Genomic DNA, 20,635 nt, shown 5'->3' with positions numbered 1-20,635 from the left:
GGCAACGATCAAAACGGAATGTCGACGCCGAGCCGGTTGAAAAAGGCGCGGCCCGTGCGCGTCAACTGCAAGGCCCGCGGCAGGCGACGTCTGACAAGGCACCGGCTCTCGAGCAGATGGCGCAGCACCGCGTTGGGCAACGGACCGGACAGATGCGGCACGCGCTGGGTCCAGTCGTTGCAGAGACGAACGTGCGGCGCATGCGCCGGAGTGAAATCGATATCTTCGGCGTCGCACCAGGCAAGCCCCGCCGCGGTGACATGTCCCGTCCGCCCCTCGAGCGCGACCAGCTTGCGGCGGATCATCGCATCGGACAGCAACACGCCGAGCTCGCCGGCAAGATGATGATAGCAGCTACGCGATTGGCGTAACGCCTCCGGCACCGATGCGCGCCGGCGCGCCGCTCCTTCGGCTTTCGTCGCCAGATTGACGAGGCTTTCGACCAGCAATGCAACCTCGTCGTCGGCGATCCGGTAATAGCGAAACCGACCCTGCGCCCAGACCGCGAGCACGCGTGCGTCCACGAGCTTCTGCAGGTGCGCGCTGGCGCTTTGTGGCGAGATGCCGGCAATGGCGGCGAGTTCGCCGGCCGGCAGCGCCCGGCCATCGGCGAGCGCGCTGACCATGGCTTCGCGCGCCGGATCGCTGAGCGCCTGCGTGATCTTCGAGAAGCCCGACTGCACCGGTTGATCAAGCATTGACGTTGAAACTCCCTCCGCCGCAACTGTTCCTCCGCATAATATACCGGCCGCCGCGCAATATGTTTCAGAATTCGATGAAACGTCGCCGCTCCCGCATCTGCGAGTCTCGCCGCTGTCGAACTCATCCATAGGGAACAGTCATGCAAGACGCCGAGCGCATCTACAAGCTTTGGGACGACGCACTGGGGAAGCGAGATCTGGAGGCTTCCCTTTCACTCTACGCGGACGATGCGTCGATCGAAAGTCCGCTCGTTCAACACCTGATGAACACGCCCGATGGCGTCGTTCAAGGCAAGGACAATCTGCGCGCTTTCATCGCCCGCGTGTTCCAGACCAATCCGGCGCAACGCAAGCGCTTCCGGAAAGGCTTTTTCACGGATGGCCGTGTGCTGACGTGGGAATATCCGCGGCAAACGCCCGAGGGCGACCAGATGGAGCTGGTGGAAGTGATGGAAATCGAAAACGGGCTGATCAAGCGCCACCGCGTTTACTGGGGCTGGTACGCCCTGAACGTGCTCAGGACCGGCCATCCCAGGTAAGGCGGCGCGCGCCAGGGCGGATGCGATTGGTGCACCGTCATTCCGGGGCACGTGAAGCGTGAACTCTGATGTGCAATTGCACATCTAGCAATCTCGAGATTCCGGATTCGGTGCTTCGCACTGCCCGGGAATGATGCAGCGTTAAATCCGCAGCCATTGGCGCGCAAAAGCGACGTGCCGGCACGGCATTTGCGCGGATGCAAGATGGATAGGTACGCTTGCGCTTTGCCCACCCTACGGGATGACGCGATGGCGAGAGGCTACTAGTCTTGCCGAGAAAAAGAAAATCGGAGACCCGCCTTGACCGACATTTCAGCCGCCGACCTCGCCACGATCTATCCCAAGCCGACGCCGCGCGTCGTCGCCAAGGCACGGCCTTCGATCGATGCACACGCAAAGAACTTCATCGCGATGTCGCCGTTCTGCGTGCTCGCAACGTCAGGCGCGGATGGCAGCGTCGATGCCTCGCCGCGGGGCGGCCATCCCGGCTTTATCCATGTCGAAGGGCCGAACCTGCTCCTGATGCCCGACCGCTCCGGCAACAACCGGATCGACAGTTTCAAGAACATCGTCGAGGGGAGCGGCTTTCTCCAGCTCATCTTCTTCGTGCCCGGCATCGACGAGACGTTGCGCGTCGGCGGCCGCGGCAGCTTGACCGCGGATCCGCAGCTCCTGGCGAGCATGGTCGAGTTCGGCAAGCCGCCGCGGGCCGTGCTGCGGATCGAGGTGAGCGAGGCCTATTTCCATTGCGGCAAGGCGTTGATGCGCTCGCGCCTGTGGTCGCAGGAGGCGCAGGTCAAGCGCGCCAGCTTTCCCAGCATCAGCGAGATCATCCACGATCAGACCACGCTCGGGGAGCCGGAAAGCCAGGCCGCAGTGGAAGCGCGCTATAAGACGCAGTTGTGAGCGATCGCGGTTACTATCCTTGCCAGTTTCCGTGGGGTTGGCAAAGCGAAGCGTGCCCACCAAAATCGCAACTAAAAAGGTGGGCACGGCGCAACGTGCCTTTGCCCACCCTACAACTCCATCGATAGATCGCGCGAAACCGAAATATCGCTTACCGTTTAGCCCTCAATGCGCCTCGTCTTCGAGGCCGCCGATATGGCTCTGGGTGTAGAGCTCAAGGCCGATGCGATTGATCAGATCGAGCTGGGTTTCGAGGAAATCGATGTGGTGCTCCTCGTCCTTCATCAGGCTCTCGAACAGATCGCGCGTGACGTAATCCTTCACACCGTGGCAATGCGTCGCCGCTTCCTGATAGAGCGCACGCGCGCTCATCTCGGCGGCGAGATCGCATTCGATGATCTCCTTCACGTTCTGGCCGATCCGCAAGGGATCTAACACCTGCATGTTCGGAAAGCCGTCGAAGAAAATGATGCGGTCGGTGATGCGGTCGGCGTGCTGCATCTCCTCGATGGACTCCTTGCGCCACACCTTGGCCATCTCCAGCAGGCCCCAATTGTTCAGGAAGCGATAATGCAGCCAGTACTGGTTGATGGCGGTGAGCTCGTGGCGCAAAGCCTTGTTGAGATACTCGATGACTTTGGCGTCGCCCTGCATGATGCACTCCGGAGGTTGAAGGCCGAGATGACTTGAGGCCTGGCCAGCGGCCGACCTGGAACCGTTCTGAATGAGATTCTACGGCAAGACAACCCTTCCGGCGAAAGCCGGAAAGGGCAAAATTTGGGGGAACGCCAGATCGCTCAGGAGGCGGCGAGCGCGAATTCGCTTTCGGACGGCGTATCCGCCACGGTGCGGCTGTGCGGACATCCGGTCTGGCAGGATCGTGCGCAGGTGCCGAGCGCCTCGTCGATGATGGTCTTGATGGTCCGCGCGCAGCGGCCGCATTCCATACTGCAGCCAAGGCACCCATAGACCTGCTTGGCATGGCGCAGCACGTCGTCAGCGCTGCTGACGGCGTTGCGGATATCGTGGTCGGTGATGACGTTGCAGGAACAGACGATCATGAAGAGGTCGAAGGCCTTGGTGATGCGCCATCTTCGATAGAGAAGCGTGCAGCGGGAATCAAAAGGAAAAACCCTGATTTGAAGTGATTCCAAAGTGGCTGCCACAGGCTAGAATCGCTCTAAGGACAGCCTCTTGCGACAGATCAAACGCGCACGCGAAGGCGCATGACCGCGCCTCAATCGCCGCCGCTCCCGCCGTCGCCGCCACCTCCGCCGTCGGAACCGCAGCTGTCGCCGCCACCGCCGTCGCTCGGATGGCCCGAGCTGTCGCAGGAGGAATGATCGCCGCCGAACCAGCTCGAGATGGTCCAGCCGTCGTCGCCAGCGGACGGGCCGCTGTCGCCGCCATCCGAGCCGGAACGGTCGCGCGCGAGCTGGCGATTGGCGCGGCGCTTATCGCGCCGGTTCACCAGCGCGTAGCAGATCGCCGATGTGGCTCCGACGGCGAAGAGGAAATTGGTCACGGTGCCAGCCACGAGGTCTCCCGGTCCAAAGCTTGCGCAAATCACCGCAGATTGCGCCTCGCGGCGTGTGCGGGCCTATTCCGCCGATTTGTCGCCAAATATGGCGGTCTCGTTCATTGAACATTCAAGCGTCCTGTGGAACTTTGCGGACCGTCTTCGCTGAGTTGGAAAGGTATCACCATGAGGAAGACGTTTGTGGCACTCGCCGCCGTCGCCATTTTGGCCCTATCGGCGGCCTCGCCGGCTTATGCCTGGCGCGGCGGCTGGGGTCCGGGGCTCGCCGCGGGCCTGATCGGCGGGGCCATCATCGGCGGCGCCATCGCCTCCAGCCCGTATTACTACGGCCCGGATTACTACTATGGACCGGGCTACTACCCCTATTATGGTCCGGCCTATGTCGACGCGCCGGTCGGGGTCCCGGTCGGTCCCTGTCACTGGCAGCGTCAACGCTTCTGGGATGGCTACGCCTGGCGGGTGCGCAGCGTCCGCGTCTGTGGTTGACCCGTCTATCCGCATTAAAACTTGTGGGCGGCGTCCCGACCTCAGATTCGCCCTGGACGCCGTTCATCTGGTGGCCTGAAAAACACCGCTTTTTGGCGCCACCTGGAAGCTCGTTTACCCGGGGTTGACCGTTTAGGCGTTTTCTTAAGCGCAACGGCCAGTTCCGGACACGGCGTGAAGAGTTCTTAAAACCCGGCGCGGCCTCCAAGGCGCGCCACCCTCAGGAGAGCCAAAGAAATGAAGAAGACAGTTGCCGCGTTGCTTGCGGTTGCAACGGTCGCAGGATCGTTGGTCTCGGTCGCGCCGGCGGCGCAGGCCCATGACGGTGTCGGCGCCGGCATTGCGGCCGGCCTGCTTGGTGGCGCGATCGTCGGCGGCGCCATTGCCGCGAGCCGTCCTGCCTATGGCGGGCCGGTTTACGTGGCGGAGCCGGCCCCGCCGCCCTATGGCTGCTATTGGCAGCGCCAGCGCTATTGGGACGGCTACGGCTGGGTGATCCGCCCGGTGCGCGTCTGCTACTGAGCTAACGTATGTTTCAAAAGCCCGGCTTCGGCCGGGCTTTTTCTTTGGCCCATGTTCGCGCGTATGTTCGCGTTGGCCTGAAGCGAATTCGGCGTCCCGTCACCCCTGAGGTGCTCGCGAGAGCGAGCCTCGAAGGGCTACCGCCCAGTTCTCAAAGCAGGGCCGTTCATCCTTCGAGACGGCCGCGGTTCGCGGCCTCCTTCGGATGACGGTCTGAGCGACGGCTTCTCAATCCCTTTCATTCACCGCGCCGCGTTGATCGCGCGCAGCACGGTCTCGCTTGGCCAGCAGTCGACCTTCAGCCCGGCCGATTTCTGATAGGCGCCGAGCGCAGCGCGAGTCTGCATGCCGGCCTTGCCGTCGATCTTGTCCTTGTACAGTCCGATGCGCGTGAGACCGCGCTGCATCGCTTCGACATCGGCGGTGCGCAACTGCGTGGACGCCGACCACGGCGTCGCAAACGGCAGCGGGCTGGTCATCCGGTCGGCCAGATGGCCGACGAACAGCACATAGAGATCGGAGAAGTTATATTCCTTGATCACGAAGTAATTCTGGGTGGTCAGGAAAGCCGGGCCGTAGATGCCTTCGGGCTGCAACAGCGAGGCCGGCTGCGCCTGCTCAGCGGCGCTGAGCTTCTCTCCCCGCACCGGCACAAAGCCTTCCCGCAGCCACTCGCGGATGGGCTTTGTCACCTCCGGCACGCCTTGCGTACAATCGACGTTTGCCGGTGCTTTCACCTCGTAGGCCCAGCGCACCCCGCTCTGCCAGCCCTTGTCAAGCAACTGCTTGGCCGCGGAGGCGAGCGCATCCGGCACCGAATGCCAGATGTCGGTGCGGCCGTCGCCATCCAGGTCGACGCCGTGCTTGTAATATTCCGACGGCAGGAATTGCGTTAGGCCCGTCGCGCCGGCCCACGAGGCCGTCATGTCCTTACGACTGACGGCGCCCTCGCTGAGAAGCTTCAGCGCCAGGATGAACTCGTTGCGATAGGTGTCCTTGCGCCGGCCGACATAGGCCTGCGTCGCCAACACGCGCAATCCATCGTAAGGCAGCTTGTAGCGGCCGAAGTCGGTCTCGCGGCCCCAGATCGCGAGCACGATCGGCGCGGGCACGCCGAAGCGGCTCTCGATCGTGTTCAGCGAGGGGCGATATTGCTGCAACAGCTTCTGCCCCTCCGCCGCAAGCCGGGCGATGGAAGCTTCCTTGACGTAATCCGCCGGAACCTGCACGAACTCAGCCTGCGCCGGCGCGCCGGTCGGCGGACGTCCGGGCAGGATCAGGTCGGGCAGCTTGTAGTCGGGCTCCAGCCCGCGTGTCTGCGCATCAAACGTCGCGCGCGACACGCCGGCCGCCTCCGCTTCCGGCCAGAGCGAGTCGATGAACTGGGTGAAGGCGGCATCGGCCGCGTGGGCGGGCGCTGCCAGTTGCAATGTCAGGAGCAGGAGGCCGAAGCCGAGCGCGCGGCGGGACATCAACGCGAACCGTCCGCTCAAGCAGTGATCCAATCGGAGCGTCGCGCAATCATTTCGGTGCGGGCATCGATCTCGGTCATCTCGCCAAACTATCACGGCCGCATGGGCTTGTGAACCGCAACACCGAGCGCGCTGCTCCCGGTGCGCGCGCAAGCCGTGAATCGCTCTCAATGTGCCGCCGACTTCCTGGCGTCTTCGATCGAAGCATTGGAAAGCCTGTCGACGACGGCAATGCCGATCGCTGACAGGATGAAAACGGCATGGATGATGGTCTGCCACATCACGCCGGTTTCGGTGTAGCCGGTCTTTCCGGAAGTCAGCGCCCCTGCCTCGATGAAGGTCCGCAGCAGATGGATCGAGGAGATGCCGATGATGGCCATCGCCAATTTGATCTTCAGGACGCTGGCGTTGACGTGGCTCAGCCATTCCGGCTCATCAGGATGACCCTGGAGGTTGAGGCGCGAGACGAACGTCTCGTAACCGCCCACAATCACCATGACCAGCAGGTTCGAGATCATGACGACGTCGATCAAGCCGAGCACCGCCAGCATGATCTGCTGCTCGCTGAAATCGAAGGCATGGGCGAACAGGTGCCACAGTTCCTTGACGAACAGCACGACGTAGATGCCCTGAGCGATGATCAGGCCGACATAGAGCGGCAATTGCAGCCAACGCGACCCGAAGATCAGCATGGGAACCGGGCGCAGCGATATGCTCTTCGGCGGCACAGGTGCGTCGGAGGTCAGGAACATCTGGAATTGCTCGTGGGATTTGATTGCGGAGCGCTATATCTACGCAATCCCCTCGTGCTGTGAAGCGACAAGTGGCCGCAGCGCCTCCCACGCAGGCTCTGCCTTGCAAAGCTTTCAGGCCAAACTACGGCCCTCGAGGCCTCACCGCGTCAGCTTCTTGTACTTGAGCCGGTGCGGAATGATGCTGTCCTGCCCGAGCCTGCGCATCTTGTCCTTCTCATAATCCTGGAAGTTGCCTTCGAACCATTCGACATGGCTGTCGCCTTCGAAGGACAGGATGTGGGTGGCGATACGGTCGAGGAACCAGCGGTCGTGGCTGATGATCACGGCGCAGCCGGCGAAATCCTCCAGCGCCTCCTCGAGCGCGCGCAAGGTGTCGACGTCGAGATCGTTGGTCGGCTCGTCGAGCAGGAGCACGTTGGCGCCGGATTTGAGCATCTTCGCCAAGTGCACACGGTTGCGTTCGCCGCCCGAGAGCGAGCCGACCTTCTTCTGCTGGTCGGCGCCCTTGAAGTTGAACGCTGAGCAATAGCCACGCGAATTGACCTCGCGCTTGCCCAGCAGGATCAGCTCATTGCCGCCGGAGATCTCTTCCCACACGGTCTTGTTGCCGTCGAGCGAGTCGCGCGACTGGTCGACATAGCCGAGATGCACGGATTCGCCGATGGTGATCGTGCCTTTATCCGGCTTCTCCTGGCCGGTGATCATCCGGAACAGCGTGGTCTTGCCGGCGCCGTTCGGGCCGATCACGCCGACGATGCCGCCCGGCGGCAGCTTGAAAGTGAGATTGTCGATCAGGAGCCGGTCGCCAAAGCCCTTGGTGAGCCCTTCGAAGTCGACAACGTTCTGACCAAGCCGCTCGGCCACCGGAATGATGATCTGCGCAGTCTGCGTCGTCTTCTCGGACGCCTTCTGCAGCAGCTCCTCATAGCGCTGGTAGCGCGCCTTCGACTTGGCCTGACGCGCGCGCGGCGAGGCCGCGATCCACTCCTGCTCGCGCGCGAGCGTTCGCTGGCGCGCCGCCTCCTCGCGCCCCTCCTGTTCCAGCCGCTTCTGCTTCTGCACCAGCCAGGAGGAGTAATTGCCCTCGTAGGGAATGCCGCGGCCGCGGTCGAGCTCGAGAATCCAGCCCGTGACGTTGTCGAGGAAGTAGCGGTCGTGGGTAACGATCAGGATCGCGCCGGGATATTGGCGCAAATGGCCTTCCAGCCATGACACCGATTCGGCATCCAGATGGTTGGTCGGTTCGTCCAGCAGCAAGAGCTCCGGCTGGTCTAGCAGGAGCCGACACAGCGCGACGCGGCGGCGCTCGCCGCCGGAGAGTTTTGTCACATCGGCATCATCAGGCGGACAGCGCAACGCGTCCATCGCCTGGTCGACCTTGCTGTCGAGATCCCAAAGGCCCTGGGCCTCGATCTCGTCCTGCAGTTTTGTCATCTCCTCGGCGGTCTCGTCGGAGTAGTTGACAGCCAATTCGTTGTAACGATCGAGAATGGCCTTCTGCTTGGCCACGCCCTGCATGACGTTCTCACGGACCGACAGTTTGGGATCGAGCTGCGGCTCCTGCTCAAGGTAACCCACTCGCGCGCCCTCGGCGACCCAGGCTTCGCCGGTATAGTCCTTGTCGATCCCGGCCATGATCCGCAGCAGTGTCGATTTGCCGGCGCCGTTGACGCCGAGCACACCGATCTTGGCGTCCGGGTAGAACGAGAGGTGGATGTTCTCGAGCACCTTGCGGTTGCCCGGATAGGTTTTGGACAGACCCTGCATGAAATATACGAATTGACGCGCCATCGGCGATCCCTGGGAAACCCTTCAGATTTGTCGGAAATTTGCTGCGGCTGATGTAGCCGTGGGACCGGCAAAGGGCAACCGCAACCCTTGGGTTTTCCGTCTATTCACCACGGGCGAATACGGGGTGCTCACCATCTGTGCGGCGAATCACGACATTTGAAACTATCTTTTAATAAATCGGGCCAAAGCTGGTCTTCGACGTGGAAAACCGCGTCGTACGCGGCCAAAGCCGCCAACGAAAACAGTGAGCCTGCGTCATGGCCATCACAGCTTCTGATCGCATCACCCCCGCGGCGAGCCGCAACGGACGTACCGGCCCCTTAGCCGGCCTGAAGAGCTTCTGGCACGAATTCGTGGCCAAGGCCTTCCACCCCTACCGGCCGGAACTGCATTACATGCGTGGTCCCGGCCCGGCATGGCGCGCCAAGCACGGCGAACTGGCCGCCTTCCGGCTGAAGACGGGCGATTTCTGAGGCGGATGCCTCTTCAGCGCGTTTTGAAGCCGAGGACCGCTTGCGCGCATCGAGATTGCGCGCAACCATGGCACCCCTCCCGGACGGCCCGCGCCGTCACTCTCGCCATGAACGGACCTTCTCATGACGCGGCTGCGCTGTGCAATTCTCGACGATTATCTCAATCTCGCGCTTGATGTCGCCGACTGGTCGAAAATCTCCGATCGCGCCGACGTCACCGTGTTCAACCATCACTTTGCATCCCAGGAAGCGGCAAGCTCCGCGCTGAAGGACTTTGAGATCATCTGCGCGATGCGCGAACGCACGGCGTTTCCCCGCGCGCTAATTGCCGAACTGCCCAAGCTGAAGCTGTTGCTCACCTCGGGCATGCGCAATGCGGCTATCGACATGGAGGCGGCCAAGGAGCGCGGCGTCGTGGTCTGCGGCACGCAATGGAGCCAGGACCCGACGGCGGCCTTGACGATGGGGCTGATCCTGGAATTGACCCGCGGCATCGGAAGAGAGAACGCACGGATGCATGCGGGCCAACTCTGGCAGACCTTTGCCGGTATCGAAATCGAGGGCAAGACGCTGGGCGTCGTGGGCCTCGGCAAGCTCGGCAGCAAGGTCGCCAGCCTTGCGAGGGCTTTCGGCATGAGCGTGATGGCCTGGAGCCCGAATCTGACGCCGGAGCGCTGCAAGGAGGTTGGCGTCGCCTGTGCCGGCAAGGAGGAATTGTTTGCGAACGCCGACATCATCACCATCCATGTGGTGCTGAGCCAGCGCTCGCGCGGGCTGGTCGGCCGTGACGACCTCGCCCGCATGAAGCCGACCGCGTTTCTCGTCAACACCTCGCGCGGGCCGATCGTCGACGAGCAGGCGCTGCTGGAGGCCTTGCAACAGAAGAAGATCGCGGGCGCGGCTGTCGACGTCTTCTCGGTCGAGCCGCTGCCCCTCGATCATCCCTTCCGCAAGCTCGACAACATGGTAATCACGCCGCATCTCGGCTACGTCTCGGTCGATGCCCTGCGCGCCCATTATGGCCAGATGGTCGAGACAATTGACGCCTGGTTCAAGGGCGAGCCGCCGCGCAGGCTGGTCTGATCGCTCAGGCCGCAGATTTCGGCGCTCGCTGGTGCAGCACCTGCGCAAAGCCCTCCCGCCAGGACGCATACGCCGGGCGCCACTCGAGTTCGCGCCTGGCCTTGTCATTGGCGCCGCCGCGTACCTGCGTCATCATCGCAACCATGTGCTCGCCCGCAAGCAGCCGGCCGAGCCAGGCCGGCACGTGCCGCGGCGGCTTCGCGCCGATGAGCTGCGCAAGTGTCGGCAGCCAATCCTTCACCTGGGCAGGCTCGTTGTCGACGATGTTGTAGATCTGGCCAGGCTTGCCGCGCTCGATCGCGGCAATGGTTGCGGCCGCGGCATCCGCCACATGAATGAACGACCACCAGCCGCCGCCGTCGCCGATCATCGGCACGCGGCGATGGCGCAATTGATCGACCATCGCCGGCGCGAGCATCCCGGTGTCCTCGCCATAGAATGATCCATAGCGCAGCACGATGCCCTCAGGCTGCGATGAGGCCGTTGCCGTGCGCTCGAGATATCGGATGGCCTCGAGCGTGCCGCGCAGTTCGCTCGGCGGATTCGGATCGAGCCGATCGGCTTCGGTCTTGATGGCACCGCCAGTGCGGCTGAAAGTCCAGCCGCAGAAACTCTGTGCAATGAATAGCCTTGCGCCGACCGCACGCGCCGCCGCCAGCAGGATATCGGTGCCTTCGGTGCGCAGCCGGTTGGTGGCGGCGAAAGCACGATCGAAATGCCGGAGATCCGTCAAGGCGCCGAGGTCCGTCAGCTCGTGAACAACGACCTCAGGTTCGGCGGCGCGGAGAGCGCTCATCATCGTTGCGGCATCGAGCGCGTCGGCAACGACCGCCTGGCCGCCCATGCGCCTGATGGTTTCGGCTTTCGCTGGACTACGGGTCAGCCCAGTGACCTCGTGGCCCTTGGAAGCGAGCGCGGGAACGAGCTCGCGACCGACGGCGCCGGTGGCGCCTGCAACAAAGATCCGCATGTGCCAGATCTCCATGCCGTTGCGACGAGCGGCACGTAGTCGGACAGCGCGCAAATTCAAGCGCAAAAAATCGGGCGATTGCTTTGGCAATCGCCCGATTCGAAAGAAATTTGGGATGCGCTTAGCGCACCGTCACCGGGGCCGGTAGCGGCGGCACCACGGTGGGTGACGTGCCAGGCGCGCTGGACACCTGCACCGGCTGCTGTGCCGGAGCCTGTCTCGCCGTGGCCGAGGATGATCCCGGCACCGGCTGGGCGGAGGCAGTTGCGGCCGGCGGCGGACCGCCCGGCAGCACCACCACGCGAGTCCCGACTTTCACGCGATCGAACAGATCGGAGACATCTTCATTGAGCATGCCGATGCAGCCCGAGGAGACGAACTTGCCGATAGTCGACGGCTGGTTGGTGCCGTGGATGCGATAGACGGTGTTGCCGAGATACATGGCGCGCGCACCGAGCGGATTACCCGGACCACCGGCCATAAAGCGCGGCAGATAGGGCTGGCGATCGATCATCTCGCTCGGCGGGTACCAGTCCGGCCATTCCTTCTTGCGCGTGATCTTCTGCACGCCGGTCCAGGTAAAGCCGTCGCGCCCGACGCGGACGCCGTAGCGGATCGCGCGACCATTGCCGAGCACGTAATAGAGATAGGTGTTGGGCGTATCGACGACGATCGTTCCCGGCGGTTCCTTGGTGACGAAGGAAACCTCCTGCCGGCGCAGATTCGGCGGCAGTTGCGCAGGTGCGGTGTCGGGTTGCTCCTCCGGGGGCAGCGACGCAACCGTCATAGGCCTGCCATCGGGGCCTGTGGGCGGCGGCTGCAGCGCGCCTGTCACATTGCCAGGAGTTCCCACGCCCTCAGGCGGACGCGGTGTGTTGGGATCGGCGCTCGCATAGGGCTGCGGCGCCGCGCCGGCCGGACGGTCGGCATAGATCACCGGCGGTGGTCCGGAAGGGCGGCCGTAACGAGGGTCGTCGGGCGAGAGGATCGGACCGGTGGGCTCGCCGCTCCGTTCCGAATAGACCGGCGGTGCGCCAGCCGGACGGCCATAGCGGGGATCGTCGGGCGACATCACCGGGCCAGTCGGCACGCCACGGTCCGAATAGAGCGGACGGCCATAGCGCGGGTCATCCGGGGACATGACCGGGCCCGGCGGCGGCAGTGGCCTGACGGTGGGCTGCGCCTCGTCGTCGTCCAGGGAGTCGAAATTGGGAGCAGAACCGGGTGAATAGGGCTGCGGAGCGGCCGAATAGACCGGTCCGGGCGAAGCGGGATAGGCCTGCTGGGCCTGTGCAAGCGGGATCGTCGCCGCGCCAGCCGTAACAGCGGCGCAAATGGTCAGAATGCGTTTGATCATCATCGCTCTTGTATAGACCCCAAGCCGACAGCGGACCGTTTACGGGCTGATGACCGAAGATAGCGGCGCATTCAAGACAATTCCGCGAAATCAGAGCCCGATTGGGGCGATTTGTGACGATCTTTCAACGGCGTTGCAGGGAAGCCGCAGGTTCCGGAAATAATTCTCTCCCCAATCGCGGCGCGATCGCGGCGCCCATTTTTTAACAAACAGCGCGAGACGGCTTGCGGTATTCTGGATCGAGCCTGATTCGCTCCGCATCGGCGGCTATCCAGACGCGGAGTGAACGTGGCCAATTCTGTGGTCACCGCGTTCCTGATGGCTCAAAGGCCTTCGCAAGCTTTCTTGCAAGGTGGAATTGCCCTTTCCATGCTTCCCGGCTTTCGTTTCCTGTTCGCCGCGATCGTCGTCTCCATATCGGTACTGGTGTTCGGACTGGGTGCCACGGCGATCCTGCGGGCCGCGCATGAGGAATTCGCTTCAAGCGGATCGTGGCGGCCCGCGCCCGAAGCTTCCGTTGCGCAGCAGGCCGAGACCGCCAAGCCGGTGATCGCGATGCTGCGGGTCGAGCCCGCTGCGGCTGAGTCGAAGGAAGCGGATGCTTCCGTTGTTGCTGCCCCCGCGCAGTCCGCGGCAAACCCTTCGCCGCAAGCCGAGCCCGACAAGACCGCCGCGCTTGATCCGCAGGCATCGGCCCCGAAGCCAGCCCAGGCCGAGGCAGCCCAAAGCGGTGACGCGGTAAAGCAGGAGGCGGTGACGCCCGAAGTCACGGCCAAGCAGGGAATGGCGGAGGCCAAGGCGCCGGCCGCCGACTCCATTGCGGTACCGCAAGCCGTGCCAGTGCAGCCGGCGCAGGAAGCGGCACTCGCGCAACACGCAGCGCCGGCCGAAGCGCCGTCGCCCTCCGAAACCAAGCCCGCGAGCATCGAGCAGGCCACGACGGCCACTCCCGCATCGCCCGATAGCGTGGCTGCACCGCCGGCGGCGACGGCCCCCGCATCGTCGGCTGCCAGCGAGCCGCTCCAAGACACGCTCACGCCGGCCGATGCATCAGCCGCGAGCGAGCGTGATCCGACTGCCGGCAATATCGCGACACTGGGCGGTACGCCCGTCACCATCGACCAGCCCGCGACCGAGACAAAACTCAAGGCCGAGCCGGACCGCAGCGACGCCAAGAAGGAAGCCGAGGCCAAGAAGGAAAAGGAGCGTGCGCGGCGTCGCCGCTTGGCGGCCCGCCGCGCGCGGCTGGGTCGGGAGACCGCCGCGGCGCAGCAACGACAACAGGCGCTCTATCCGTTTGGACAGCCCAGTCAGCCGATGCCGTTCGCGCAGCCCGCTCAGCCAACGCAATTCGCCCAGCCGGCCGCGGCAACGCGTTGACTTCGCCTGGTCACGCGGGCCCGGTCGCGACCGCGGGCCCCTCGGAGAGGCCCCATTCGGACCAGGAACCGTCATACAGCGCCGGGTTTTCGACGCCGAGGCGATAGAGCGCGAGCGTCAGCACCGCGGCCGATACGCCCGAGCCGCAGCTCGTCACGACCGGCGCGTCCAATTTGACGCCTGCGGCCGAGAAGGCGGTGCGGAGTTCGGAAAGGGGCTTCATCGTGCCGGTCGCGGCATCGAACAGGTTGTTGTAGGGAAGATTGCGGCTGCGCGGGATGTGGCCTGACCTCAAACCTGGCCGCGGTTCTTGCACGCGCCCCTCGAAACGCTCGCTCGCGCGTGCATCGACCACCTGCTCGGCCTGGCTTTCGAGGTTCGCGACCATCTGCTGCATGGTGCGGACGCGCTTTGCATCGAAGCTCGCCTTGAAGGTCGCGGGCCGGGGCGTAACCGCGCCGCTCTCGACGGGACGCCCCTCGGCACGCCACTTCTTCAAGCCGCCATCGAGCACGCGGACCTTGTCGTGACCGTAAGAGAGGAACATCCACCAGGCGCGCGGACCGGCCACCCAGCCGCCGGCGTCATAAACGACGACCGTGTCATCATTGCCGACGCCGAGCGCGCCGACATCGCGGCCGAACTGCTCCGCGTTCGGAAACATATGCGGCAGCGGATTGGAATGATCCGACACCGCGTCGACATCGAAGAACACCGCGCCGGGAATGTGCGCAGCGAGATAGTCGTCCTTGGGCAGCGGCAGCACGCCGGGCATCTTGAACGATGCGTCCAGGATCTTGACGTCGGGATCGTCGAGATGGGCGGCGAGCCAGTCGGTGGTGACGAGCGGGTCGGTGGTGCTCATGTGTGTGTCCTTGTTCGTCATTTCCGGGCTGCGCGCTTGCGCAGACCCGGAATCGAGAGGTTGTCTTGCGAGATTCCGGGTTCGCGCGTTTCACGCGCGCCGGAATGACGAAGAAGTCCTTCAATCCTTCTTCTTCGGCTCCCACTTCTCCGTGGGCCCGCCGGCGTCGCGCCAGGCGGCAAAGCCGCCGGCGATATGGGCGACCGGTTTCAGTCCCATGTCCTGCGCGGTCTTGGCAGCCAGGGCCGAGCGCAGGCCGCCCGCGCAATGGAAGATGAATTTCTTGTCCTGCTGGAAGATCGGCTTGGCATAGGGGCTTGCAGGGTCGATCCAGAACTCCAGCATGCCGCGGGTGCAGGAGAAGGCACCGGGAATGCGCCCCTCGCGCTCGATCTCGCGGGGATCTCTGATGTCGACGATCACGACCTCCCCGCTCTGCGCCGCCTTGATCGCATCCGCAGCGCTCAAGGTTTCGATCTCGGCGTTGGCTTCATCGACCAAGGCCTTGATGCCGCGATGAATGGTCTGGGGCATTGCCTCTCCCTCTCTTATCCGTCGTTTCTCTCCCGTCATTCCGGGGCGCTCGCAAAGCGAGCGAACCCGGAAATCTCGATCGCGTCCACAACCTCGAGATTCCGGATCAGCCCGCTTTGCGGGCTGATCCGGAACGACGGCGCGCGGCTCTACCGCACCAGCTCCTTCATCGCGGCTTCCAGCCCCTCGATGGTGATCGGAAACATGCGGCCTTCGAAGATGCGGCGGATGATGGTGGTCGATTCCGAATAGTCCCAGTGTTTCTGCTGCACCGGGTTGAGCCACACTGCATGCGGATAGGTGCGGATGACGCGCTCCAACCACACGGAGCCCGCCTCCTCATTGACATGCTCGACCGAGCCGCCGGGCACCATGATCTCGTAAGGCGACATCGAGGCGTCGCCGACGAACACGACCTTATAGTCGTGCGGGTATTTGTGCAGGATATCCCAAGTCGGCGTGCGGTCCGTGAAGCGGCGCCGGTTCTCCTTCCACACGCCTTCATAGAGGCAGTTGTGGAAGTAGAAATATTCCATGTGCTTGAATTCGCTCTTCGCCGCCGAGAACAGCTCTTCAACCTGCTCGACATGCGAGTCCATCGACCCGCCGATATCGAAGAACACGAGCACCTTCACCGCATTGCGCCGCTCGGGACGCATGTGCACGTCGAGATAGCCGTGGTTGGCGGTTTCCTTGATGGTGGTGTCGAGGTCAAGTTCGTCGGGCGCGCCGGTGCGGGCGAATTTGCGCAGGCGCCTCAGCGCAACCTTGATGTTGCGGATGCCGAGCTCGACATTGCCGTCAAGATCCTTGAACTCGCGGCGGTCCCAAACTTTCACCGCACGGAAATTGCGGTTCTTGTCCTGCCCGATGCGCACGCCTTCGGGGTTATAGCCATACGCGCCGAACGGCGAGGTTCCGGCGGTGCCGATCCATTTGTTGCCGCCCTGGTGACGCTCTTTCTGTTCCTTCAGGCGCTGGCGCAAGGTTTCCATGAGCTTGTCCCAGCCCATGGCTTCGATCTGCTTCTTTTCCTCCTCGGTGAGATATTTTTCGGCGAGCTTCTTCAGCCATTCGGCCGGAATATCCGCCTTCTCCATCGCGTCCAACAGGCTTTCCAGCCCCTTGAATACCGTGCCGAAGACGCGATCGAACTTGTCGAGATTGCGCTCGTCCTTCACCAAAGCAGCGCGGGACAGGTAATAGAAATTCTCCACGGAGTGCTCGGCGAGATCGGCGTCGAGCGCCTCCATCAGCGTCAGATATTCGCGCAAGGTCACCGGGACCTGGGCATCGCGGAGCGAGGTGAAGAATTGCAGGAACATGGCTTACAGATTGCCCGTCATATGATGCGCGTCAAGGGCTTCGCCCGTCGTGACCACCCTGGACCGGTCGGCTTTTTCATCTAGAATTGATGTGAACGAAGTTTTGGCGAGGGCTTTTCAATGGGTATCTTGGCCGCGCTGATCATCGGCGCGATCGCGGGCTGGCTCGCGGGACTGATCTGCACGGCGCCGGGTTCGGGCTGATCGGCAATATCGTGATCGGCATCATCGGTGCGCTGGTGGCAAGCTGGGTGCTGCCGCAGTTGCATGTCGAACTCGCCACCGGCACGCTCGGCGCAATCGTCGATGCCACCATCGGCGCGGTCATCGTCCTCGTCATTCTGTCATTGGTCAGGCGCGCCTGACGCATCCCCCTATTCCCTCAATCGATGCTGTTTCTGCAGCGTTTTCCTGCTAAGGCAGGATTGTTCAGCTTGCGCTGCAGCAGAAGGTAAAAAGGCAAAGCTTTGATGAAATTTACCGGCACCAAGGACTATGTTGCCACCGATGACCTCAAGGTCGCCGTCAACGCCGCGATCGTGCTCGAGCGCCCGCTGCTCGTGAAGGGCGAGCCCGGCACCGGCAAGACCGTGCTGGCCGAGGAAGTGGCGAAGGCGGTGGGCGCGCCGCTTCTAACCTGGCACATCAAATCCACCACCAAGGCGCAGCAGGGCCTCTACGAATACGACGCGGTTTCGCGCCTGCGCGACAGCCAGCTCGGCGATGCCAGGGTGTCCGACATCAAGAACTACATCAAGCGCGGCAAATTGTGGGAGGCCTTCACCTCCGAGCGGCGCCCGGTGCTTTTGATTGATGAAATCGACAAGGCGGATATCGAGTTTCCGAACGACCTGTTGCTCGAACTTGATCGCATGGAGTTCCACGTCTACGAGACCGGCGAGACCATCAAGGCGAAGCTCCGCCCGATCGTGATGATCACCTCCAACAACGAAAAAGAGCTGCCGGACGCCTTCCTGCGCCGCTGCTTCTTTCACTACATCAAGTTTCCCGATGCGGAGACGATGGGCAAGATCGTCGAGGTTCACTTCCCCGACATCAAGAAGCGCCTGGTGGAAGAAGCGTTGCGGATATTCTTCGAAGTACGCGAGGTGCCGGGGTTGAAGAAAAAGCCGTCGACGAGCGAGCTTCTGGACTGGCTCAAGCTGCTGCTCAACGAAGACATCACGCCGGAAATGCTGCGGGAGCGCGACCCGCGCAAGCTGATTCCGCCGCTGCACGGCGCGCTCTTGAAGAACGAGCAGGACGTGCACCTGTTCGAGCGGCTGGCGTTCTTGAGCCGGCGGGAGGTTTGAACGGAAAGGCCGGCTGCTTTTCGGTATCGAACGTGCTGCAGCGAGTCCGGCTGCACCCTCGCCCCGACACCGCGCGACTCGCCAGTAGCAGTTCCATAGCACCTCGATCGTGGATGGAAACTTCGCTTGAGCTTTCGCAAGCCAACATCTCGCCTTCTCGCGGCGCCTGGCGTCCGAGCTTTGCATTAGTCGTAGCCCTCCAGCAGCAGAGGGCGCAGGGAAGGCCGGGTGGCCGCATGCACCCGGGGTCCCCGCGCGAAGAAGATTTGCGCGAGGCGCGTTGACCACAGGTACAGGCGGTAACAACCGGCCTTCCCTGCACGATGGCTTACGGCTTACTCCGCGCTCTCCTCGGTGAACCAGCTTGTTGCCACCGTCGCCGGCGCGATGCGTAAGCATCGTCGCCAACTTGGCGCCTGCATGGGCGCGCCAGGACCACACGATTTCGCCGTACGCAAATGCGCCGCTCGTCTATCGGCCACTCACGTCCACCGCACTCCGCGCCACGTTCGTGACGATCGCGATACGCCCCTTTCATCGGCGCGGAACGGGACGGTTAAATCATAGATTCGGAAAAAACGAAATCTAATTATTTTTGCGCACCTGGCTTGAACTCCCGATCCCCTTGAAGCGGCTCTTGGAATCCGATTTCTGGCGCGCAGCGTTTTCGTGCAGGAAAAGGAGGGATGAGCGAGTCACCGGAGCGATAACGCAACCGATTCGCCCGACAGGCGGCGAATTCCTGACTGCTGGGGTCATCCCGCCCACCGCCAGCACACATCGAATGAACAAGACAGGGCACCACGCCTGAGCCAATCAGCCGATCACAGGGACGGGGGCGAAGGTCGTCTTGTGGCTCCAAGGCGAAGAAGCTGAGAACGCCGCGCCGGTTCGCTGTCACGGGTAACCGGACTTCTCTCCCCCGATCTTCGACCCCGACTTTGACCCAAAGCGGCGGTCGGCGCGAAAGGCGTCTCGCGCGACGAGAACAGCTAACGCTAACCGTCGCCACAGCCAGCCCCGTTTAAAAGTGCGCTGGTCGGCCGTCCTACCACGCTGGAACCGGAATAACTGTGGCGTTGCGCAAGCTCCGTCTGCTACGATTTCGGCCTAGACCCCGGGGAATAGCGGATGAAACGGCGCTCGAGGGTTGGTCGCGAACCGAGCAAATGGCGGCTTCGCAAGGTGGGGCTAGCGAAAGTCCGCGGAGGCCCAAGTGCTGCGGACCGTCGCGCAGCATTTGTTGGCAAGCGAAAGAAGCAAACATCAAAGCTCGCTCGCGAACGTGACGACGCTTTAGAACAGCTCTCGGCGGCCTCCGAGATTCTCAGAGTGATCAGTTCCTCGCCCGGCCAGCCGGAGCCGGTATTTCAGGCCATTCTAGAACATGCGACGCGCATCTGCGATGCTCGTTTTGGCGTGCTCAATCTCTATAGCGGAGATGCTTTCCGTCGTGTTGCGGTACATAATACGCCGTCGCAATTCGCGACGCGAATTGGCGAAATCATCCTTCCGCATCCGGCCAGTGGCCTGGCTCATCTCGCTCGGACAAAGCAGATCGCGCATATCGATGACCTCCGAACGCGTCGGCCCTACATCGAAGGCGAAGCATCGACCGTAGCACTGGCTGATCTGGCGGGCGCCCGAACGCTTCTGATGGTGCCGATGCTTCGCGAAGACACGCTGGTTGGCAATATCGGCATCTTTCGTCAGGAAGTGCGCCCGTTTTCTGAAAGGCAAATCGAGCTGATGAAGAATTTCGCCGCACAGGCCGCGATAGTCATCGAGAACGCGCGGCTATTTAATGAATTGCGGCAATCCTTGGAGCAGCAGACCGCGGCTTCCGAGGTTCTCAAGGTAATCAGCTCGTCGCCGGGTGAATTGGAACCCGTATTCAGCAAGATGCTCGAGAATGCGACACGCGTCTGCGACGCGAGCTTCGGCACCCTCAATCTTTGGGACGGGACTGAACTCGATCTGGTTGCGCACAATGTGCCTCCCGAGTTTATGCGCCTCCGTAAAAAGAAGATGCGACCTCATCCTGATACGCCGATGGCCGCTACTATCAGGACGCACAAGGTCGGTCATTTTCCCGATCTAAAAGCGCTTCCGGCTTACGCTGCCGGCGTCCCCAACGTTGTCGCGGCAGTCGATACCGCAGGTGGGCGGACAATGGTTGTAGTGCCTATGTTGAAGGAAAGCGAGCTTATCGGCTTGTTCGCGTTATTTCGCCAGGAGATTCGCCCCTTCACGGACAGGCAAATCGCTCTCGTCGAGAATTTTACGAGGCGAAAAGGTCGTGCAGCACTGGCGCAGTGCCGGGTTTGACGCGGAGCCGACTCGTTTCTCACGATACATTGGGACGCCACGCGATAAGCCTTCTGTACAGGCGCGGATTTAGATGCGAGACACGTCGCTGCACCCTCACGCCGGGGCGTCAGCGTGTTGGCGGATTGTATTGGCAGGACAANAATGATCGCGTCATCCGGCTAACGGCCGCCAGGTCCGAAATCGCTGGTGTGATCCGCCCCACCGACCTCCTTGATGAAGGCGAGCAGGAGCGTGCTGAGCCGAACCGGCTGCTCCTGTTGGATCCAGTGACCGGCGCCGTCGATCAGCTCGA

At 62.8% G+C, this 20,635-nt stretch carries 21 protein-coding genes and 1 pseudogene; 10 read left to right on the top strand and 12 right to left on the bottom strand.

Translation table 11 applies throughout. From position 1 onward, the window contains the following. Window positions 1-8: 8 nt before the first annotated feature. A complete protein-coding gene (locus F758_RS0128455) occupies window positions 9-698 on the bottom strand; it encodes an ArsR/SmtB family transcription factor (RefSeq protein ID WP_024511078.1) in 690 nt (229 codons plus the stop codon). Between the two features lie 143 nt (window positions 699-841). Here F758_RS0128455 and F758_RS0128450 point away from each other — a divergent pair, with 143 nt between their 5' ends. Further along, window positions 842-1,240 carry a nuclear transport factor 2 family protein gene (locus F758_RS0128450; RefSeq protein ID WP_024511077.1) on the top strand — a complete coding sequence of 133 codons (399 nt, stop codon included), beginning with the start codon at window positions 842-844 and terminating at the stop codon, window positions 1,238-1,240. Window positions 1,241-1,540: 300 nt separating this feature from the next. Further along, on the top strand, window positions 1,541-2,146 hold the full coding sequence (locus F758_RS0128445) for a pyridoxamine 5'-phosphate oxidase family protein (protein ID WP_024511076.1): 606 nt from the start codon (window positions 1,541-1,543) through the stop codon (window positions 2,144-2,146). 165 nt (window positions 2,147-2,311) lie between these two features. Here F758_RS0128445 and bfr read toward each other — a convergent pair whose 3' ends face one another. From bfr to F758_RS0128430, 3 genes are all read right to left on the bottom strand, one after another. After that, on the bottom strand, window positions 2,312-2,800 hold the full coding sequence (bfr, locus tag F758_RS0128440; protein WP_024511075.1) for a bacterioferritin: 489 nt from the start codon (window positions 2,798-2,800) through the stop codon (window positions 2,312-2,314). Window positions 2,801-2,943: 143 nt separating this feature from the next. After that, window positions 2,944-3,207, bottom strand: a complete 264-nt coding sequence (locus F758_RS0128435; protein WP_024511074.1) for a (2Fe-2S)-binding protein — start codon at window positions 3,205-3,207, stop codon at window positions 2,944-2,946. Between the two features lie 176 nt (window positions 3,208-3,383). Beyond that, on the bottom strand, window positions 3,384-3,683 hold the full coding sequence (locus F758_RS0128430; protein WP_024511073.1) for a hypothetical protein: 300 nt from the start codon (window positions 3,681-3,683) through the stop codon (window positions 3,384-3,386). A gap of 168 nt (window positions 3,684-3,851) precedes the next feature. On the opposite strand from F758_RS0128430, the gene F758_RS0128425 reads away from it, so the two are divergent. Continuing rightward, window positions 3,852-4,172, top strand: coding sequence for a hypothetical protein (locus F758_RS0128425; RefSeq protein WP_024511072.1), 321 nt, complete (start codon window positions 3,852-3,854; stop codon window positions 4,170-4,172). A gap of 237 nt (window positions 4,173-4,409) precedes the next feature. Beyond that, window positions 4,410-4,694 (top strand): hypothetical protein, encoded by a 285-nt coding sequence (locus F758_RS0128420; protein ID WP_024511071.1) that lies wholly within the window; start codon window positions 4,410-4,412, stop codon window positions 4,692-4,694. Window positions 4,695-4,936: 242 nt separating this feature from the next. On the opposite strand, the gene F758_RS0128415 is transcribed toward F758_RS0128420, so the two are convergent. From F758_RS0128415 to ettA, 3 genes are all read right to left on the bottom strand, one after another. Further along, the gene (locus F758_RS0128415) at window positions 4,937-6,166 is read right to left on the bottom strand and encodes a lytic murein transglycosylase (RefSeq protein ID WP_024511070.1); all 1,230 of its coding nucleotides are present in this window, start codon (window positions 6,164-6,166) and stop codon (window positions 4,937-4,939) included. 167 nt (window positions 6,167-6,333) lie between these two features. Further along, window positions 6,334-6,918: a TIGR00645 family protein gene (locus tag F758_RS0128410; protein WP_024511069.1), complete on the bottom strand. Its 585-nt coding sequence runs from the start codon at window positions 6,916-6,918 to the stop codon at window positions 6,334-6,336. 141 nt (window positions 6,919-7,059) lie between these two features. Then, the gene (gene ettA / locus F758_RS0128405; RefSeq protein ID WP_024511068.1) at window positions 7,060-8,712 is read right to left on the bottom strand and encodes an energy-dependent translational throttle protein EttA; all 1,653 of its coding nucleotides are present in this window, start codon (window positions 8,710-8,712) and stop codon (window positions 7,060-7,062) included. A 257-nt stretch (window positions 8,713-8,969) separates the two neighbouring features. On the opposite strand from ettA, the gene F758_RS0128400 reads away from it, so the two are divergent. Both F758_RS0128400 and F758_RS0128395 read left to right on the top strand, forming a co-directional pair. Next, window positions 8,970-9,185 carry a hypothetical protein gene (locus F758_RS0128400; protein ID WP_024511067.1) on the top strand — a complete coding sequence of 72 codons (216 nt, stop codon included), beginning with the start codon at window positions 8,970-8,972 and terminating at the stop codon, window positions 9,183-9,185. A 123-nt stretch (window positions 9,186-9,308) separates the two neighbouring features. Further along, a complete protein-coding gene (locus F758_RS0128395) occupies window positions 9,309-10,268 on the top strand; it encodes a D-2-hydroxyacid dehydrogenase family protein (RefSeq protein WP_024511066.1) in 960 nt (319 codons plus the stop codon). A gap of 4 nt (window positions 10,269-10,272) precedes the next feature. Here the strand turns inward: F758_RS0128395 and F758_RS0128390 are convergent, their stop codons facing one another. Beyond that, a complete protein-coding gene (locus F758_RS0128390) occupies window positions 10,273-11,238 on the bottom strand; it encodes an NAD-dependent epimerase/dehydratase family protein (RefSeq protein ID WP_024511065.1) in 966 nt (321 codons plus the stop codon). Window positions 11,239-11,359: 121 nt separating this feature from the next. Next, window positions 11,360-12,598, bottom strand: a complete 1,239-nt coding sequence (locus tag F758_RS0128385; protein ID WP_024511064.1) for a L,D-transpeptidase family protein — start codon at window positions 12,596-12,598, stop codon at window positions 11,360-11,362. A 366-nt stretch (window positions 12,599-12,964) separates the two neighbouring features. Between F758_RS0128385 and F758_RS0128375 the strand changes: the two genes are divergently transcribed. Beyond that, a complete protein-coding gene (locus F758_RS0128375; RefSeq protein ID WP_024511063.1) occupies window positions 12,965-13,975 on the top strand; it encodes a hypothetical protein in 1,011 nt (336 codons plus the stop codon). Window positions 13,976-13,985: 10 nt separating this feature from the next. On the opposite strand, the gene sseA is transcribed toward F758_RS0128375, so the two are convergent. From sseA to F758_RS0128360, 3 genes are all read right to left on the bottom strand, one after another. Then, a complete protein-coding gene (sseA, locus tag F758_RS0128370; RefSeq protein ID WP_024511062.1) occupies window positions 13,986-14,840 on the bottom strand; it encodes a 3-mercaptopyruvate sulfurtransferase in 855 nt (284 codons plus the stop codon). A 120-nt stretch (window positions 14,841-14,960) separates the two neighbouring features. Next, the gene (locus F758_RS0128365) at window positions 14,961-15,374 is read right to left on the bottom strand and encodes a rhodanese-like domain-containing protein (protein WP_024511061.1); all 414 of its coding nucleotides are present in this window, start codon (window positions 15,372-15,374) and stop codon (window positions 14,961-14,963) included. Between the two features lie 149 nt (window positions 15,375-15,523). Continuing rightward, window positions 15,524-16,699 carry a vWA domain-containing protein gene (locus F758_RS0128360; RefSeq protein ID WP_024511060.1) on the bottom strand — a complete coding sequence of 392 codons (1,176 nt, stop codon included), beginning with the start codon at window positions 16,697-16,699 and terminating at the stop codon, window positions 15,524-15,526. A gap of 120 nt (window positions 16,700-16,819) precedes the next feature. Here F758_RS0128360 and F758_RS44680 point away from each other — a divergent pair. The 3 genes and pseudogenes from F758_RS44680 (at window position 16,820) to F758_RS0128345 (ending at window position 20,340) form a co-directional block, all read left to right on the top strand. Further along, window positions 16,820-17,064 (top strand): annotated as a pseudogene (locus tag F758_RS44680) (GlsB/YeaQ/YmgE family stress response membrane protein). Window positions 17,065-17,169: 105 nt separating this feature from the next. After that, window positions 17,170-18,012 (top strand): AAA family ATPase, encoded by an 843-nt coding sequence (locus tag F758_RS0128350; RefSeq protein ID WP_024511059.1) that lies wholly within the window; start codon window positions 17,170-17,172, stop codon window positions 18,010-18,012. Window positions 18,013-19,143: 1,131 nt separating this feature from the next. After that, the gene (locus F758_RS0128345; protein ID WP_024511058.1) at window positions 19,144-20,340 is read left to right on the top strand and encodes a GAF domain-containing protein; all 1,197 of its coding nucleotides are present in this window, start codon (window positions 19,144-19,146) and stop codon (window positions 20,338-20,340) included. The last annotated feature ends 295 nt before the right edge of the window (window positions 20,341-20,635 follow it).

This window comes from Bradyrhizobium sp. ARR65 (assembly GCF_000472385.1).
Lineage (GTDB): Bacteria > Pseudomonadota > Alphaproteobacteria > Rhizobiales > Xanthobacteraceae > Bradyrhizobium.
Note: the sequence above shows the minus strand (reverse complement) of the source record. Positions and strands in the feature narration are given on the sequence as shown.